Origin of the sequence: Burkholderia sp. R-40 (assembly GCF_049942845.1) — a bacterium.
Taxonomy (GTDB): domain Bacteria; phylum Pseudomonadota; class Gammaproteobacteria; order Burkholderiales; family Burkholderiaceae; genus Burkholderia; species Burkholderia ambifaria.
Genome location: NZ_CP187968.1, coordinates 2,512,758 through 2,529,579, shown reverse-complemented (window position 1 = coordinate 2,529,579; position 16,822 = coordinate 2,512,758). Strand labels below are relative to the sequence as shown.

13 protein-coding genes are annotated in these 16,822 nt (G+C 67.4%); 9 read left to right on the top strand and 4 right to left on the bottom strand.

What is annotated here, in order from left to right:
- Positions 1-146 precede the first annotated feature (146 nt).
- Positions 147-332: a hypothetical protein gene (locus ACP26O_RS27685; RefSeq protein WP_175655412.1), complete on the top strand. Its 186-nt coding sequence runs from the start codon at positions 147-149 to the stop codon at positions 330-332.
- Positions 333-425: 93 nt separating this feature from the next.
- Here the strand turns inward: ACP26O_RS27685 and ACP26O_RS27680 are convergent, their stop codons facing one another.
- Entirely contained in the window at positions 426-1,814 is a 1,389-nt protein-coding gene (locus tag ACP26O_RS27680; protein ID WP_165752980.1) for an undecaprenyl-phosphate glucose phosphotransferase, read from the bottom strand.
- Positions 1,815-1,846: 32 nt separating this feature from the next.
- Positions 1,847-2,629: a Crp/Fnr family transcriptional regulator gene (locus tag ACP26O_RS27675; RefSeq protein WP_105832742.1), complete on the bottom strand. Its 783-nt coding sequence runs from the start codon at positions 2,627-2,629 to the stop codon at positions 1,847-1,849.
- A gap of 913 nt (positions 2,630-3,542) precedes the next feature.
- Here ACP26O_RS27675 and ACP26O_RS27670 point away from each other — a divergent pair.
- The 6 genes from ACP26O_RS27670 to ACP26O_RS27645 all read left to right on the top strand — a co-directional run bounded on the left by ACP26O_RS27670 (position 3,543) and on the right by ACP26O_RS27645 (position 10,446).
- The gene (locus ACP26O_RS27670) at positions 3,543-4,325 is read left to right on the top strand and encodes a Crp/Fnr family transcriptional regulator (protein WP_006753530.1); all 783 of its coding nucleotides are present in this window, start codon (positions 3,543-3,545) and stop codon (positions 4,323-4,325) included.
- Positions 4,326-4,492: 167 nt separating this feature from the next.
- Positions 4,493-4,744 (top strand): acyl carrier protein, encoded by a 252-nt coding sequence (locus ACP26O_RS27665; RefSeq protein ID WP_006753529.1) that lies wholly within the window; start codon positions 4,493-4,495, stop codon positions 4,742-4,744.
- Positions 4,741-5,937, top strand: coding sequence for an acyl-CoA dehydrogenase family protein (locus ACP26O_RS27660; protein ID WP_105832740.1), 1,197 nt, complete (start codon positions 4,741-4,743; stop codon positions 5,935-5,937). The genes ACP26O_RS27665 and ACP26O_RS27660 overlap by 4 nt, the downstream gene beginning before the upstream one ends.
- Positions 5,934-6,914, top strand: a complete 981-nt coding sequence (locus ACP26O_RS27655; protein WP_175662882.1) for an amino acid--[acyl-carrier-protein] ligase — start codon at positions 5,934-5,936, stop codon at positions 6,912-6,914. Before ACP26O_RS27660 ends, ACP26O_RS27655 begins: the two co-directional genes overlap by 4 nt.
- A complete protein-coding gene (locus ACP26O_RS27650; RefSeq protein WP_175662883.1) occupies positions 6,911-7,966 on the top strand; it encodes a DUF1839 family protein in 1,056 nt (351 codons plus the stop codon). The genes ACP26O_RS27655 and ACP26O_RS27650 overlap by 4 nt, the downstream gene beginning before the upstream one ends.
- A complete protein-coding gene (locus tag ACP26O_RS27645) occupies positions 7,963-10,446 on the top strand; it encodes a glycoside hydrolase family 2 protein (RefSeq protein WP_175662884.1) in 2,484 nt (827 codons plus the stop codon). The genes ACP26O_RS27650 and ACP26O_RS27645 overlap by 4 nt, the downstream gene beginning before the upstream one ends.
- 46 nt (positions 10,447-10,492) lie before the next feature.
- On the opposite strand, the gene ACP26O_RS27640 is transcribed toward ACP26O_RS27645, so the two are convergent.
- Positions 10,493-11,884 carry a sigma-54 dependent transcriptional regulator gene (locus tag ACP26O_RS27640; protein WP_011658652.1) on the bottom strand — a complete coding sequence of 464 codons (1,392 nt, stop codon included), beginning with the start codon at positions 11,882-11,884 and terminating at the stop codon, positions 10,493-10,495.
- Between the two features lie 1,286 nt (positions 11,885-13,170).
- Between ACP26O_RS27640 and ACP26O_RS27635 the strand changes: the two genes are divergently transcribed.
- Complete coding sequence (locus ACP26O_RS27635; RefSeq protein ID WP_126225275.1) at positions 13,171-13,755, top strand: drug:proton antiporter; 585 nt, start codon at positions 13,171-13,173, stop codon at positions 13,753-13,755.
- Positions 13,752-15,329: a mannose-1-phosphate guanylyltransferase/mannose-6-phosphate isomerase gene (locus tag ACP26O_RS27630; protein ID WP_175662885.1), complete on the top strand. Its 1,578-nt coding sequence runs from the start codon at positions 13,752-13,754 to the stop codon at positions 15,327-15,329. The genes ACP26O_RS27635 and ACP26O_RS27630 overlap by 4 nt, the downstream gene beginning before the upstream one ends.
- Before the next feature lie 27 nt (positions 15,330-15,356).
- Here the strand turns inward: ACP26O_RS27630 and ACP26O_RS27625 are convergent, their stop codons facing one another.
- Entirely contained in the window at positions 15,357-16,646 is a 1,290-nt protein-coding gene (locus ACP26O_RS27625) for a right-handed parallel beta-helix repeat-containing protein (RefSeq protein WP_175663285.1), read from the bottom strand.
- Positions 16,647-16,822: the final 176 nt, after the last annotated feature.

Here is a 16,822-nt window from a genome sequence, read left to right as displayed (position 1 = left end):
GCCCGAAAACCGGGGACGGACCTGAACACCCGCGCGAGCGCATTCGTCCGACGCAGCGGCCGTTGAGATCGATCAATCCCCTGTACAAAGTTGCGTCGTAGATTGAAAACATGCGCGGCGAATCCGCGGCTTTCCGGGAGAACGTCATGGTATTCGGCGTCGTCATCTGGGTGGCCCTTGCGGCCCTGTTCCCGACGATGGTCGTGCCGACGATTCAGCACGCCATCCAGCCGTCGAGCGCGCAAGCCGCGCCCGACGCTCAACCGACCGCTTCGCCTGCCGTCTTGCCGGCTGCCTTGCCGGCGGGTGGACAGCCGCCGGCGGATAGTTGAGCGCGGCTTCGGTTTCTGGTCCGCGGTTGCGGTTGCGGTGCACGTCTCATCGAGGCGGCATCCCTCACTCGCAATACTTCGCAATCCTCTTCATCAGAACGCATTGCGTCCGACGAAGCCGCGCACGACCGTCATCAGGATGATCTTCATGTCGAACCAGAAGCTCCAGTTCTGCATGTAGAACAGGTCGAGCTTCACGCGCGCGGCCATCGCCTCGACCTTGCGCGTCTCGCCGCGATAGCCGTTCACCTGCGCCCATCCCGTGATCCCCGGCCGCACGCGATAGCGATACATGTAGCAGTCGATCAGTTGCCGGTAGAAGTCGTCGTGTTCGATCGCATGCGGACGCGGGCCGACCACCGACATCTGGCCGGACAGCACGTTGAAGAACTGCGGCAGCTCGTCGAGCGACGTGCGCCGCAGGAACGCGCCGACCGGCGTGATGCGCGCGTCGTTGCGCGAGGCCTGCCGCACGACGCCCGGCTGCGCGCGATGCGCGCGCATCGTCCTGAACTTGAGGATATGGAACTCCCGCCCGTCGGCGCCCTTGCGGCGCTGCCGGAACAACACGGGCCCCGGCGACGACAGCTTCACCGCGATCGCCAGCACCGCGAGCAGCGGCAGCAGCGGAATCAGCACGGCGACCGCGAACAGCCGGTCGAACGCGAACTTCGCCCATAGTTCCGGTGCCGAACGCGGCGTGGTCGCGAGATTGATCGCCGGCATGCCGAGCACATCGGTCGCGGAACGCTCGACGACCGCCATCTGCCGTACGTCCGGCAACAACCGCAGCTCGACGAACTCGTCGCGCAGTTCGCGCACGATGCGCCGGATGCGCGACTCGTGCGACATCGGCAGCGTGAGCCACACTTCGTCGATCTCGCCGGCGCGGATCATGCGCCGCAGCGCGACCCAGTCGTCGATCACCGGCACACCGCCGATCCCGTCCGCCGAGGCGGCCGGCGCATCGTCGTCGAACACGCAGGCCGCCGCGAACGGTCCGGCCGGCTCGAGCTGCATGCGCTCGATCGCCACGCGTCCGTATGCGGTCGCGCCGACGATCGCGACGCGCCGCTGCCGCGCGCGCGCGTCACCGCGCTGCATCGCCAGCGCGCAGAGCGCCAGCCTGCCGAGCAGCAGCGCCGCGTCGCCGGACAGCACCGTCCGCGCGATCCAGCGCGTCGTGACCGTCCCGCCACGGTTCATGATCCACATCGTGCCGACCACCGTCAGCGCACCCGCGCACACGACCGCAACCACCGTGCGCGTCAGCACGATCCCGCCGCCATGCGGCGACGCCCCACCGCGCGACACGCGCACGGTGCGCGGCAACAGCGCGACGGTCAGCACGCACAGCAATGCAATCGCGCCGCGCTGCGCATCCGACAGATCACGCCACGCGAGCCCCATCGCGGCCTGCGCGGCGAGGGTCCCCGCCAGCACGAGCGCAACGTCGGCCGCTGCGACCGCGGCACGCCGCATCGCATTCGTTCCACCCGCCAGCGCGTGCATCGTCACGCACCGTGCGCGGGGAATCCGCCGTGCATGTCCTGCATGCGCTGTCGCACCGGCATCGCTCGGGTGCCAGTTCGCGCGCCGAGCAGCCGGCGATAGTCCGCACGAATCAGCTCGTAGCACTCGCATGCCTGGCGCTCGAGACCGTCGCGATCGAGCACCGTGATGCGCCCGCGCCGCTGCCGGATCAGCCCGGCCTCCTGCAGATTGCCGGCCGCTTCCGTCACGCCTTCGCGACGCACGCCGAGCATGTTCGCGATCGTCTGCTGAGTGACGGCCAGTTCGTCGCCGTCGATCCGGTCGTGCGCGAGCAGCAGCCAGCGGCTCAATTGCTCGCTGACCGAGTGGTGCCGGTTGCACAGCGCGCTGCGCGACACCTGCGCCATGATCGCCTGACAGTAGTTCAGCAGCAGGCGGTACGTGTCCGGCGAACGTTCGAATTCCGAGCGCATGATGCAGGTCGGCACGCGATAGGCCATCCCGCCGATGCGGACTTCGATGCGGTTCGACACCGCGGTGCCGCCGAGCAGCGTCGCCAGGCCGACCGTGCCTTCGCGGCCGACCATCGCGACCTCGACCATCGCCCCGTCCTCCATCAGGTGCTGCACGGACATCATGGCGGTGGTCGGGAAATGCAGGTGGCGCATCGGCTCACCGACCCGATCGAGCATGCCGGCCTTGATCCTGACCAGCTCGAGATGCGGTGCAATGGCACGGATGCTGTCCTCGGGGAGAGCGCCGAGAATGGCATTCGCCGAGTAGCTCGAGTAAAGATGAAGCATGGCTGTATCCCTTTATTGTCCGCGCCGCATGCAGCTGCGTCAGCGGAACTCGTTATCGCGATGCGCGCCCGGACGACGACGCGGGTTGCGGCCACAACCCTCGACAGAATCGACCTTCGGCTTCACGCCGCCGGATCGAATCGGCAGTCCGTTTCGACACGCCTGTCCGAATAAGCGATTTACGTGCCAATACCCGCTTCATCCTTAATATATAAATGACACGTGATTGAGAGCGCCCGAATAGCCGCCGGGAAACCGCAAAAAGCGTCTCATTTCCGGACACCCTCCGCCGTCGCGGACACAGCATGCGATTCGACTGATCAATGCTCGCGCCCCGCGCGGTGGCACCAGCAGCGGCGCGCGATGCTTATCGTTCAAATACTTACGGGCCGTTTTCAATTGTTTCCGTGATGTCTCGCACGACGCCGAAGCGACGGCACGGGCCTCAAATGACCGTTTGAAACTGTCTCAAATTTGAATCGATCCACTAACTCGCAGCTTTGTAAGCTGTCGCACATATCCCCACTAAACCGATGATTTAATTGAACAAAACGATGGACGAATATCGATTGTCAAATAATGTTCAAGAGACTCCGAATAATTTCCGCTGTACGATTTGCATCGTCGTCCGATTGATTCACGATCGGCACTGAATTCACCACTTATCCATCGATCCACTTCGACGCGATTAACTCACGAAAACATGAACTTCAAATCCATATAACAGTTGCATATACATCCAAACGTCAAACTTTGTGAAATGACGTAATGCGTAATTTATCGAATTCAATGGCGTGCTAGCCTTTTCCCACTATCGGCATTCGAATTCCGACGAACACAAATTCGCACGCGCGTGCTAAATCCCTCGTGGGTGGCGCCGCGCGATCCGCTATTGCTCCAACGAGGATGCGCCGTGACTCACCAGGCCAATGACGCCGTCGCCCCCGCGAGCGGCATGATCGAGCTTTCCCACAGCTTCGACGCGAACCGGTTCCTCGCCGCCGTCGACCGCGACGAACGCGCGACGCTGATTGCCAACCTTCAGCTCGTGCACCTGAAATCGGGCCAGGTGCTGTGCGAACCCGGAGAAATGCTCGCCGCGGTCTACCTGCCCGTCACGACGGCGATTTCACTGCAGTACGTGTCGACCGGCGGCATGACGCTGGAAGTTGCGCAGATCGGCAGCGAGAGCGTCGTGTGCGACGACGTGATCGGCGGCAGCGGCCGGATGCCGTGCCGCGCCGTCGCATGCCGCGACGGCTTCGTCTACCGGCTCGACCGGCGCATCTTCGCCGCCGCGTTCGATGCGTCGCCGGTGATTCGCCATCTCGTGTTCGTGTGCGTGCGGCTGCTGATGGCCCAGGTCGCGCAGATCACGTTCTGCAGCCGTCATCACGTCCTCAAACATCAGTTATGCAGATGGTTCCTGCTCGCGTACGACCGCTCGCGCAGCATCGAGATCCAGGTCACCCACAGCATGCTGGCGCAGATGCTCGGTGTGCGGCGCGAGACGGTCACGGACGCAGCCGGCGAGATCCAGCGGCTCGGCCTGATCCGCCAGTACCGCAGCTCGATCGTGCTCGCCGATCTGGCCGGGCTCGAGAAACTGTCGTGCGGCTGCCGCGCGATCGTGCGCGACGAGATGAAGCGCATCCTGTCGGCCGACTCGGGCGTGAGCGCCGCGGCGCGCGCGTGACGCGCGCGGCGGGTCGGCGTCGCGGGCGCGCCGGGTCAGCCGATTGTAGGGTGGCGAACAGAACGCCGTGCGTGCGAATGGTCTACTGATGCCGGGCTGCCGGGGGGATGTCAGCGCGCTGCGCGCGTCCGCCCGAGCGGACGACACCACGCACGCCGGAGCAGCACGTGAAAAAAGACATCAGAACCATCCTCAAGCACGTCGCCCACCTCGAAGCCGCGATCGATTCGATCGGTGACGGGGACGACCTCTACGAAGCGGGCCTCTCCTCGCTCGACACGATCCAGCTGATGCTCGCGATCGAAAAGCAGTTCAACATCGAGATTCCCGACGAGATGCTCAACCGCAACCTGTTCCGCAGCATCGACGCGCTCGCGGACACGATCGCGACCCTGCAACGCTCCGAGCATTCCGCATGAGCGCGCTGCTTCCCGAGCTCGCGGCCGACGACGAAGCCCGTCGGCTCGACGACGCCGCGCATGCGGTCGCACACATCGCCGCGCAGCACGCGGATACCGTCGATCGCGACGCGCGCTGCCCCGTCGAGGCGATCGAGGCCATGCGCGCGCGCCGCCTGTTGAGCGCGATGGTCCCGACCTCGCTCGGCGGGATGGGCGCGTCGCTGGCCGACATCGCATCGGCATGCTCGATCCTCGGCCAGGCCTGCGCATCGTCGGCGATGGTGTTCGCGATGCACCAGATCCAGGTCGCGTGCATCGTCAACCACGCGGCGGACCAGGGCTGGCACAAGCTGTTCCTGCAGCAGCTCGTGCGCCATCAGTGGCTGCTCGCGTCGGCGACATCGGAAGACGGCGTCGGCGGCAACCTGCGCGCGAGCCAGTGCGCGCTCGAGACCCACGGCGGCGAATTCCGGCTGCACAAATCCGCGCCGACGATCTCGTACGGCGACTACGCGGACGGCATCCTCGCGACCGCACGGCGCGATGCCGACGCGCCGGCGTCCGAGCAGGTGCTCGTCACGCTGCTGCGCGACGGCTATACGCTCACGCGCCGCGGCGAATGGGACACGCTCGGCATGCGCGGCACCTGCAGCAACGGCTTCGTGCTCGACGCCCGCGGTGCGACCGTGCAATGCCTGCCCGTGCCGTTCGCGCAGATCGCAGAACAGACGATGGTGCCGGTTTCGCACATCCTGTGGGCGGCGGTTTGGGTCGGCGTGGCCGGCGACGCGTTCCACCGCGCGCACCAGTTCTTCCGCGCGCAGGCGCGCCAGACCGACGGCGCGCCATCGCCCGCGTCGCGCCGCATCGCCGAATCGCTGGCGCTGATGCAGGCGATGCAGGCGCGCGTCGACAACGTGCTGCGCCTCCATTCGACCGCGTCCACGCGCTCGTGGTCGGCCGGCATGGCCTGGGCCGCGGAGATCAACACGCTGAAGACCTATGTGTCGTCGACGGCGCTCGAGGTCGTCCAGCAGGCCATGATGATCTGCGGAATGGCCGGCTACAAGCACGGCACGCCGTTCAGCATCGGCCGCCACCTGCGCGACTTGCACGCGGCGCCGCTGATGATCAGCAACGACCGCATCGCCGCCAATACCTCGAGCCTGCTGCTCGCACTGCGTCCCGCGACGCTGGAGAAACATTCGTGAACGATCGCCTCGCCGTACCCTCCGCCGCTTCCGCCGCCAGCGCGTCCGACGCGCCGCTCGATCGCGCAGGCGTCAATCCGCTGCGCGACGAGCTGATCGATGCGGGCCTGCTCGTGTCGACCGGGATCCAGGGCCTGTTCGGCCGCACCGAGCGGTTCGAGCGCGTCGTCGAGGCGCTCGACGCGTTCGTCACGCGCCTGGGCGCCGACCAGCAGGCCGAAGTGCTGCGCTTCCCGCCGGCGATGAGCCGCACCGAATTCGAGCGCAGCGAATACATGAAGAGCTTCCCACAACTCGCGGGCAGCGTGCATGCGTTCTGCGGCGACGAACAGCGGCACCAGCGTGTGCTGCAGTGCCTCGATCGCGGCGAGGACTGGACCGAAAGCCAGAAGCCGACCTACGTCGTGATGACGCCGGCCGCGTGCTACCCGGTCTATCCGGTCGTCGCGCGCGCGGGTGCGCTGCCCGCCGACGGCCGCATCGTCGACGTGTTCTCGTACTGCTTCCGCCACGAGCCGTCGCTCGACCCGACCCGCATGCAGCTGTTCCGGATGCGCGAATACGTACGGATCGGCACGCCCGAGCAGATCGTCGCGTTCCGCGAGACGTGGATGGAGCGCGGCACGCGGATGATCAACGCGCTGCGCCTGCCAAACGCGATCGACCTCGCGAACGATCCGTTCTTCGGTCGCGGCGGCAAGATTGTCGCGAACAGCCAGCGCGAGCAGAACCTGAAGTTCGAGCTGCTGATCCCCATCGAACACGACGACCGCCAGACCGCGTGCCTGAGCTTCAACTACCACATGGATCACTTCGGACTGCTGTGGGACATCCGCACCGCGACGGGCGACGTCGCGCACACGGGCTGCGTCGGCTTCGGTCTCGAGCGGCTGACGCTCGCGCTGTTCCGTCATCACGGTTTCGATCTCGACGCATGGCCGCAGGAAGTGCGCGACGTGCTGTGGGGCACGCGATGAAATTCGTGTCCCGCGACGGCGAGGACGCGTCGTTCGAGGACGTGCGCCATCGCGCACGCCACTACCGGCCGCACCCGCTGCACAGTCAGGAGATGGTCTGGAAACAGACCAACTGCTACGTCGACATGTGGCTCGAGGTGCTCCGGTGGTGGGGCCTGAATCCGTACGCGGCGCTGCCGTTTACGATCGCGCTCGATTTCGAGGGCGACCAGTTCACGTTCTTCAAGTTTCCGCACGACGAACTGGAGCGGCTCTACGGGATCGTCGTGCAGGAGCACTCGATCTACGAACCGCTCGACCGGCACATCGAGACGCAGGTCGCGCGCGGCCACCTGATGATCGTCGAGGTCGACGCGTGGTTCCTGCCCGATACGCGCGGCAGCAGCTACCGCGCGCAGCATACGAAAACGACGATCGGCATCGACGCGATCGACCGCACGCATCGCCAGATCGGCTACTTCCACAACAGCGGCTATTACGTGGCCGAGGATTTCGACTACAACGGCCTCGTCGGCGGCAGCTCGCCGATGCCTCTGCCGCCTTACGTCGAATGCGCGAAGCGGCGCTTCGCGCCGCTCGACGAGCGCGTGCTGTGCGAAGTCTCGCTCGCGTCGCTGCAGCGGCACTTGCGCCGCCTGCCGGTCGTCAATCCGATCACGGCGTTCCGGCGCCAGTTGCAGATCGATACGAAGTCGCTCGCCGATTCGCCGCTCGAGCGCTTTCACGCGTACTCGTTCAATTCGGTGCGGCAACTCGGCGCGAACTTCGAACTGTTCGGCCATTACACGCGCTGGCTGCAGGCGAGTGGCTGCGTCGGGCCGTTCGCGGAGATTCGCACCGCCTGCGACCGCATCGCATCGGAGGCGATGGTGCTGGAATTCCGGCTCGCGCGAGCCTGCGCGCGCGGCAAGGAAGAACGCGGCGACGCGACGCTCGACGCGATCGAAGCGGCTTACACCGACCTGATCGACTGCGCGCGGCAGATCGCCCCGCCGCTGCGGCATGCGCTGCCCGTTCGCGTCGACGCGGCGCCCGTGCCGGTGATGCGGTGACGCGCGCGCGTACCGCGCACGCCGCGCCCGCGTGGTCGCTGCTCGCAACGGCCGCCGGCGCCATACGCGGCCCGCTCGACCTCCCCGCCGACGGCTGGATCGCCGCCCCCGTTCCCGGCACGGTCGCGCAAGCACTCGCGCTGGCCGGCCAGCCTGACGATGTAGCGTCGCTCGACGAGCGCGATCACTGGTATCGCGTCGAACTGCGCGGACACGGGCCGCGCGTGCTGCGCTTTCACGGCCTCGCGACGCTCGCCGACGCATGGCTCGACGACACGCCGATCCTGCGCTCGGACAGCATGTTCGTCGCGCACGACGTGCGCGTGTCGCTCGACGGCACGCACCGGCTCACCGTCTGCTTCCGCGCCCTCGCGCCGCACCTGCGCGACGCGCGCGCAGCGCGCCGGGCACGCTGGCGCACGCGGCTGGCCGAACCGGCGACGCTGCGCACCGTGCGCACGTCGCTGCTCGGACACATGCCCGGCTGGTTTCCGCGCTGCGTGCCGACCGGACCGTGGCGGCCCGTCGACGTGCTCGACCCGGCCGACGGCCCGGTTCTCGTCCAGTGCGACCTGCATGCGCGCCTCGACGGTGACACCGGCTGGCTCGATGCGGAACTCGCGTTCGCCGCTCCGCTGCCCGATGCGTTCGCGGCCCGGCTGTCGTGCGGCGAGCACCACGCGACGCTCGAACGCATTGGCGCCGACCGGCTGCGCGCGAGCGTCGCGGTGCCGAACGTGCGCCGCTGGTGGCCGCACACGCACGGCGAACCGGTGCTCTACGACGTCGCGCTGCACATCAGCGCCGAACGGCGGCCGCTCGGTGCGACGGGTTTCCGCACGATCGAACCGGACGCGGGCGACGACGGCAACGGGTTCGCGCTGCGCGTGAATGGCGTGCGCGTGTTCGCACGCGGCGCATGCTGGAGCAGCGCCGCCCCGCTCGCGCTGCACGCGGACGACGCGACTTATGCCCGTTTGCTCGGGTACGCGCGTGACGCCGGCTTCAACATGATTCGCGTCGGCGGCACGATGACCTACGAGGCCGACGCATTCCATGCGTGGTGCGACCGGCTCGGGCTACTGGTGTGGCAAGACTTCATGTTCGCGAACTTCGACTACGCGCTCGACGATCGCGCGTTCGCCGACGCCGTCGATCGCGAAGCCGAACAGTTCCTCACGCGCCACCGCGCGTCACCATCGCTCGCGGTGCTGTGCGGCGGCAGCGAGATCGCGCAGCAGGCCGCGATGTCGGGGCTCGCGCCGAAGCAGCGCTTCCTCGAACTGACCGCCGAACGCCTCGCCGGCCATGCGGCGGCACAGCGGCCCGACGTGCTTTACGTCCCCGATTCGCCGGACGGCGGCGCACTGCCGTTCCAGCCGCGCGAGCGCGTGTCGCACTACTACGGCGTCGGCGCGTACCTGCGCCCGCTCGACGACGCGCGCCGCGCCGACGTGCGCTTCGCGAGCGAATGCCTCGCGTTCGCGAACGTGCCGAGCGACGCGATGCTCGCGAGCCTCGGCTGGCCCGGCGTTCACGAGCCGCGCTGGAAGGCGGCCGTGCCGCGCGACCCCGGCACGTCGTGGGATTTCGACGATATTCGCGATCACTATCTACAGACGCTGTACGACGTGACGCCCGACCGCCTGCGACGCGAGGATCCGGCGCGCTACTTCGAGCTGTCGCGCGCGGCGATCGCGGACCTGATGCGCGACACCTTCGCCGAATGGCGGCGCACCGGCTCGCGCTGCGCGGGAGCGCTCGTCTGGCAGTTCCAGGACGTGATGCCGGGCGCCGGATGGGGCTTGATCGATGCGACGCATCGGCCGAAATCGGCGTGGTATGCGCTGCGCCAGGTACTTCAGCCGGTGCAGGTCCTGCTCGTCGACGAAGGGCTGAACGGCCTCGACGTGCATGTGATCAACGAGCGGCCGGCGCCGCTGTCGGCGGCCGTCGAGCTGGTCGCGCTGCGCGACGGCCGCACGCCGGTCGCACGGGCCGGCGGGCCGGTCCGGATCGCCGCGCACGACACGGTCCGGCTCGGCTCGGCCGAATTGCTCGGCCGCTTCTTCGACTGGACCTACGCGTATCGCTTCGGCCCGTGCGAGCACGACACCGTCGTCGCGACGTTGCGCGCGGACGACGGCACGCTGCTGTCGCAGGCGTTCTACTTCCCGTCCCGCACGCATCCTGCGGTGTTCGCACGCCGCGAGCCCGGCATCGAAGCATGCGTGTCGCGCATCGGCGATACGTGGTATGTCGACATCGACACGCGCCACGTCGCCCGTCACGTGCAGGTCGACGCACCGGGCTTCGTGCCGCGCGACGACTGGTTCGATCTCGCACCCGGCACGCCGGCACACGTCGCGCTCGTGCCGCTCGACGACACGGACCACCGGGCGGCCGCCGGCGCGCCGCCGATCGTCGATATCCGCGCGGTCAACGCCGCACGCACCGTGCGCGCCGCGCCGGCCGGCTGACTCGGCCCGGGTCGCCCATACGGTTTGCGCGGCCGCGCCGCGCGCGTCAGTCCGACGACCCCGTGCCGCGCGGCCGCTCGATGCCGTACGCTTCCATCCAGCGATAGAGCGTCGCGCGCGACACGCCGAGCTCGCGCGCGGAAGCAGCGACGCGGCCGCGCGTGCGCAGCAGCGCGGTTTCGATCGCTTCGCGCTCGATCGACTTGCGGATGTCGGCGACGGAAGGCGAAGCCGCGTCGAGACAGTATTCGAGCTCGAGATCCTGCGCGGTGATCAGGCGTCCTTCCGTCATCACGACCGCGCGCCGCACACGGTTGATCAGCTCGCGGACATTGCCCGGCCAGTCGTGCTTGTAGAGCGCCGTGATCGCGTCCGTCGAGAAACCGCGCACGCGATGGCGCGCGTCACCGCGAAAGCGTTCGAGCATGTGATGCGCGAGCAGTTCGATGTCCTTGCCGCGCGCACGCAGCGGCGGCTGGTCGATGCGCATCACGCACAGGCGGTGGAACAGATCCGCGCGAAATCGCCCTTCTTCCATCGCCTCGCGCAGGTCGACGTGCGTCGCGGAAACGATCCGCACGTCGACTGGCACCGGATCGCTGCCGCCGAGGCGGTGAATCGCGCGCTCCTGCAGGAAGCGCAGCAGGCTCGCCTGGCTCTCGTGCGGCAGATCGCCGATTTCATCGAGCAGCAGCGTGCCGCCGTTCGCGGCTTCGACGTAACCGGCCTTGCGCGCGTTCGCGCCGGTAAACGCGCCGCGCTCGTAGCCGAACAGTTCCGATTGCAATAGATGCGGCGGGATCGCGCCGCAGTTGACCGCGACGAACGGGCCGTTGCGCCGTTCCGAATGACGATGGATCGCGACGGCCGTCAGCTCCTTGCCGGTTCCCGTCTCGCCGAACACGAACACCGGTGCGTCGGTGCGCGCGAAACGCCGCACCGTATCGAACAGCCGCAGCATCGCGCTGCAGGTGCCGACGATGCCGTTCTCCTGCGATTCGAGGCGTTCGCGATCGCGCGCGAACAGGCATTCCATTCCGTACGCATGGCCGACCGTGTCGGCGATCCGCTGATGCGACGCGGGCAACGTGATGTAGTCGAAGCAATAGTCGCGCAACAGCGCGCGCACGTTCGGCGACGCGGTCTGACCGGTCTCGACCAGTGCGACCCACACGACATCGCGCATCGACGCGCAGGTGGACGCGATGCTGCCGATCGCGTCGGCGTGGCCGCCGCTCAGGTCGAGGATGCCGCAGGTGATTTCGCCCGAGGTGTCGCGCAACTCGCTCGCGTGCGCGACGATCGTCACTTTCCAGTCGCGTCGCGCGAGTTCCTTGCGAAGCATGACGGAAGGCGACTGCGTCCAGTAAATCAGAGGACGCTGCCCGGAAGTCCTCCCCGCGCCGGCGCTCTTATCGCGCGTTATTGGCATATTCATAGCGAACCATCACTTTCTCCACTCCGCGAACCGTTCGCGTGCGCTGCGGGCGGCGGCGCATGGCCGCCGGTCCGTGCTGCGTTTCCGCAGCCTTGGCGAAGATCGAAACTGCACACGGCGAGAGCCCCCGGAGGTCGAGCCGGATTTCATCCGGCCTCATTGTCATCGAACTCGAAGGGAACGCGCGGCCGTGGGAGCCACGGCGTTCCGGCTTTGATGCGACGCGCTGTCAGGCGGAGCACGTCGGCAAACGGGAATCCCGTCCGCATTTGCGTCGCGTCGTACACGACAGTCGCGCTCGATGCTGAACTGGACGGCCGCCAGCCCGCTTTCGGAATGGCTGCCTCATTTCATTTACTCCCGAATTTACACCCCGCACCGAGACGGCTTGTTACCAAACGATAAACATCGATTCAGCCGGTTACGCCGCCGCCCCGCCAGCCCCGCCGCATTTAGCGACTCGGATTTGATTATCTACGACCATTCGCGTCAATCAGTGGCAAATACCACTTTTCTGCAAGATGGGTACTGCTCATTGCCTACGATTCTGAATGAAATCGCGTGTAAGAACCGCGCAGTGTTTTTCAGGCGTCGGTAATCGCCTGCGTCGCGCGACACCGGAATGTCACATCGAATACCGGCGAACGGCACGCGGTCGTTACAACGTCGTAATGAAGCGACGGTGCATCGCCGCGGCGCAACCTGCCGTGTCGTCCGCTTCATTGCGCAACGCAGCATGCTCGGCATGCACGGCGCGCGCCCTGTCGCTCCCGCCGAGCCAGCGCGACCGGCAACGCGCAGTAGCAAGTATGCACGCGTCGTGCCGGTGCGCCGAAACGGCGGTATCCGAATGACGGACCTGCGCCGCGCGAGGAAATCGATGAAGCGGCAGACGTTGGCCCGCATTCGGTAGTCGATCGTAGGCGCCCGGCGCGGCGATGTGCGACCCGCCGGTCGTGAGCAATCGCGATGTTCAAGTACGGCCCCCGGTTTCTTCAATCGTGTTCGATGCCGATGGCCCGTGCTGCGTGCTTGGCAGCGGACCGTCGCGACAGCCCAATTATGGAAAAGCCTCCGCTCGGCCAGTGTGTGCTACCGCACATTGCTCCGCTCGCGCCACGCGGGCGCGCCGCACGGCCCGCTCCTGCCCGCGTCAAACGGGTGGGTGAGTAGGCTGTCGAACAGACCGGCGCACGCCGCATCCGCATCATGGGCATCGCCGCGCCGTACCGCATGAACGCGTTCGTGCGTACGGCGTGCTGAAGGCTTCACACGAGGACCGCATCATGGAATGGCATTGTTGTGAATTCGAACATCTGAGCGCCGTCGATCTCTATGCAATCCTGCGCTCGCGCAACGCGGTGCTGGTCGTCGAGGACGCGCACACGCATCTCGACATCGACGGCAAGGATGCGCACGCGCTGCACGTGTTTGCGCGCATGCACACGGGCGACATGATCGAAGTCGTCGCGTACGCGCGCGTGCTGCCCGGCGACGAAGTCGATCCGGACGTCGTGATCGACAAGGTGCTGACGAGCGAGGCATGTCGCGACGACGCCACCCTCGAGCAGCTGATGCAGCGCGCGCTCACGGCCGCGCAGGCCGCATGGCCCGACGTGGCAGTACGCACGCACGTTCCCGCTCAGCGCCAGGCATTCTACAAACGCTTCGGATTCCGCAAGGCCTACGGCCCCTACCTCGAGCAGGGCGCGCCGTTCGTCGGTCTCGTCCGGCCGGCCGACCGTGCCGCGGGCGCGCTGCGCAAGCTGCTGTCGCGGGCCGCCCCGGCGCCGCGCTCGCGAAACGACGACGCGCGCGCCGACGGCCGCACGCACAACCGGCTGCCCGCCGATACCGGAGCCAATCGATGACCACCCTTCGCCCGGTTCCCGAACCCGAGCTGCCCCGCATCCTGCCCGTCATTCTCGCCGGCGGTTCGGGCACGCGGCTCTGGCCGCTGTCGCGCGAGCAGTATCCGAAGCAACTGATCGAGCTGACGTCGAACGAATCGCCGCTGTCGGCGACCGCGCGCCGGCTGAACGGCATCGCGAACGCGTCGCTCGGCGACACGCTGTTGCTTGTATGCGGCGAACAGCATCGCATCATGAGCGCCGCGCAGGTGCTCGGACGCGCCGCGCCCGCACGCATCCTGCTCGAGCCGGCCGCGCGCAACACGGCACCCGCGCTGACACTCGCGGCGCTCGACGCCAGTGTGCTCGCGGACGATCCCATTCTCGCGGTCATGCCGGCTGATCACGTGATCGGCGACGTCGGTGCGTTCCATGAAGCGATCGGGCGCGCGGCGCGCTACGCGCAGGAAGGCGCGATCGTCACGCTCGGCGTGCTGCCGCGCCGCGCGGAAACCGGCTACGGCTACATCCAGGTCGGCGAACCGCGCGGGGGCCGGCTCGGCGGACAAGGCGGCTACACGATCGGGCGCTTCGTCGAAAAGCCGAACGCCGCGCTCGCCGAGCGCTACCTGCATTCCGGCGATTACTGGTGGAACAGCGGCATTTTCGTCACGCGTGCATCGATCTGGTTGAAGGCGATCCGCGCGCTCGCGCCCGACATCCATACGGCCTGCGATGCGGCGTGGCGTGCGGGCATCGCCGAGGATCCGTTCTTCCGGATCGACGCGGCGGCCTTCGACGCGTGCCCGGCCGACTCGATCGACTACGCGGTCATGGAGCGCCTCGCGGAGAGCCCCGACCTCGGCATCGAAGGCATCGTCGTGCCGCTTTCGGCCGGCTGGTCGGACGTCGGCACCTGGGATGCGATTTGGGAAATCATGCCGAAGGACGATCAGGGCAACGTCGCACGCGGCCCGATCGTGTTCGAGGACACGCAGGACAGTTTCGTGCGCTCGGAAGGCCGGCTGATTGCATGCGTCGGGATGAAAGACGTCGTCGTGATCGAGACGCCCGATGCGGTGCTGGTCGCGAACAAGCACGACGTGCAGCGCGTGAAGAACATCGTCGCGCGCCTGAAGACCGAGCAGCGTCCGCAGGCGAGCGAGCACCGCAAGGTGCAGCGGCCGTGGGGACACTACGATTCGATCGATCTCGGCGAGCGGTTCCAGGTGAAGCGGATCGTCGTCGAACCCGGCAAGCAACTGTCGCTGCAAATGCACTATCACCGCGCCGAGCACTGGATCGTCGTGCGCGGCACCGCGAAGGTCACGCGCGGCAGCGACACGTTCCTGCTCAGCGAAAACGAATCGACCTACATTGCCGTCGGCGAGGTCCACCGCCTCGAGAACCCCGGCCGGATCCCGCTCGAGATCATCGAGGTGCAGTCGGGCGACTATCTCGGCGAAGACGATATCGTGCGGTTCGACGATCGGTATGGACGGCCAGTCGTCGGTTCCGCGCAGCCGGCGCCGCGCTCACCGTGCGAACCGGACGAGCCGGAGGAGGAAGCGGCGGAACGGGACGCCGTTCGATAAGCGCGTTCGATTTGCGCCGGCGCGCGGTCATTCGATGCTTCGCTGCGACCAGCGCGCCTGCCTCACGGTCTCGCGCACGCGCGGCAGCGACGACGGATCCGCGCCGAGCGCGTCGGCACCCGTCGCCGTCGACTGACGCGCCGTCGCACACGTCGCCCCTTTCACCGGATTCGCCGACGGCTGCGACGGCCCTTCGCTCGCGCAATCCTTGCCGGGGCCGACCCGCACCGGCATGCCGCCGATTCCCGACAGCTGGTTGTCCGCGAGCCGCACACCGGACACGTTCCCCCACAGGCGAATGCCGTCGAAGCGCGCATTCGACACGCGGTTTCCGATCACGGTCACACGCGACACCGAACCCGACCACGTGCTGACCTCGATCGCCGCCTGCTGCGTGATCGGGCGCGGATCGGTGCGGACCGTCGCCGTCTGGATGTCCGCGATAACGTTGTTCTCGATGCGGACGTCGGACGCGCCGTAAGTGCGGTTGCTGTCCTCCTGCGCGACGAGAATCCCCGCGCTCACCTGCACGTTGCGCACGATGTTGTTCGAGATGGTGACATTCGCGCCGCCCACCACCGTGATGCCGCGGCCCCACGGGTTGCCTTCCAGCGAATTGCCGGTAATCAGCACGTTGCGCGTGAGCACGCCTTCCGCCTGGTAACTCACCACGGCGATCATGTCGTCGCCGGTGCCGCGCACGACGTTGCCGCGCACGAGCACGTCGTGCGAGCCGTGCGTCATGTGAATGCCGTCGGCCAGCGTCGACAGCACCTCGTTGCCGACGATCGCGACCTCCGCGCCGCCGAACACGAAGATGCCGGCGCCGGCGCCGCCGTCGATCACGTTGTCGAGCACCTGCACGCCGCGTCCCGTGACTTCGATCTTCGTCGATTCCGGTGTCGTCAGGCGCGTCGTGCCGGTGCCCGTCAGGCGGAAGCCGACGAGCGTCGTACCGTCGCCACGCATCTCGACCGTCTGGTCGTCCGCAGTGGTCGCGATCAGCGTCGCGCCGTAGCCCGACACCACCACATTCGGCTGCCGCACGACCAGCGAACGGCCGACCACGTACCGCCCCGGTGCGAATACCAGGCGCTGCCCCGGCTGCAACGCGTCCAGCGCATGTTGCAGCATGTCGGCCTGATCGGCTGCGTCTGCGGCAGGACGCACGTAGGCGTCCGGCACATTCGCATGAAGCGCGCCGGGCGCACGTGTGCTGGATGCTGCCGCGGCACCATCCGGCCACGCCAGTGCGCCTGCCATGCACATGCCGGCGATCAACGCGCAGGCGCGGAACGAGCATTGCGGTCTACGCATATCGAATCGTTTCCTCTGGAATAACAACGCGCGCGTCGGCCTGCGCACGCGAAACGCCACGTACCGGCCGAGTTGCCCGCACACGACACACTCGTCGCAGCGGACGCCGCGATACCTTCGATTGAATCATTCGATCCGGGCGGGTGTCGGTGCGTCAACAGACCGATGCGTGCCGC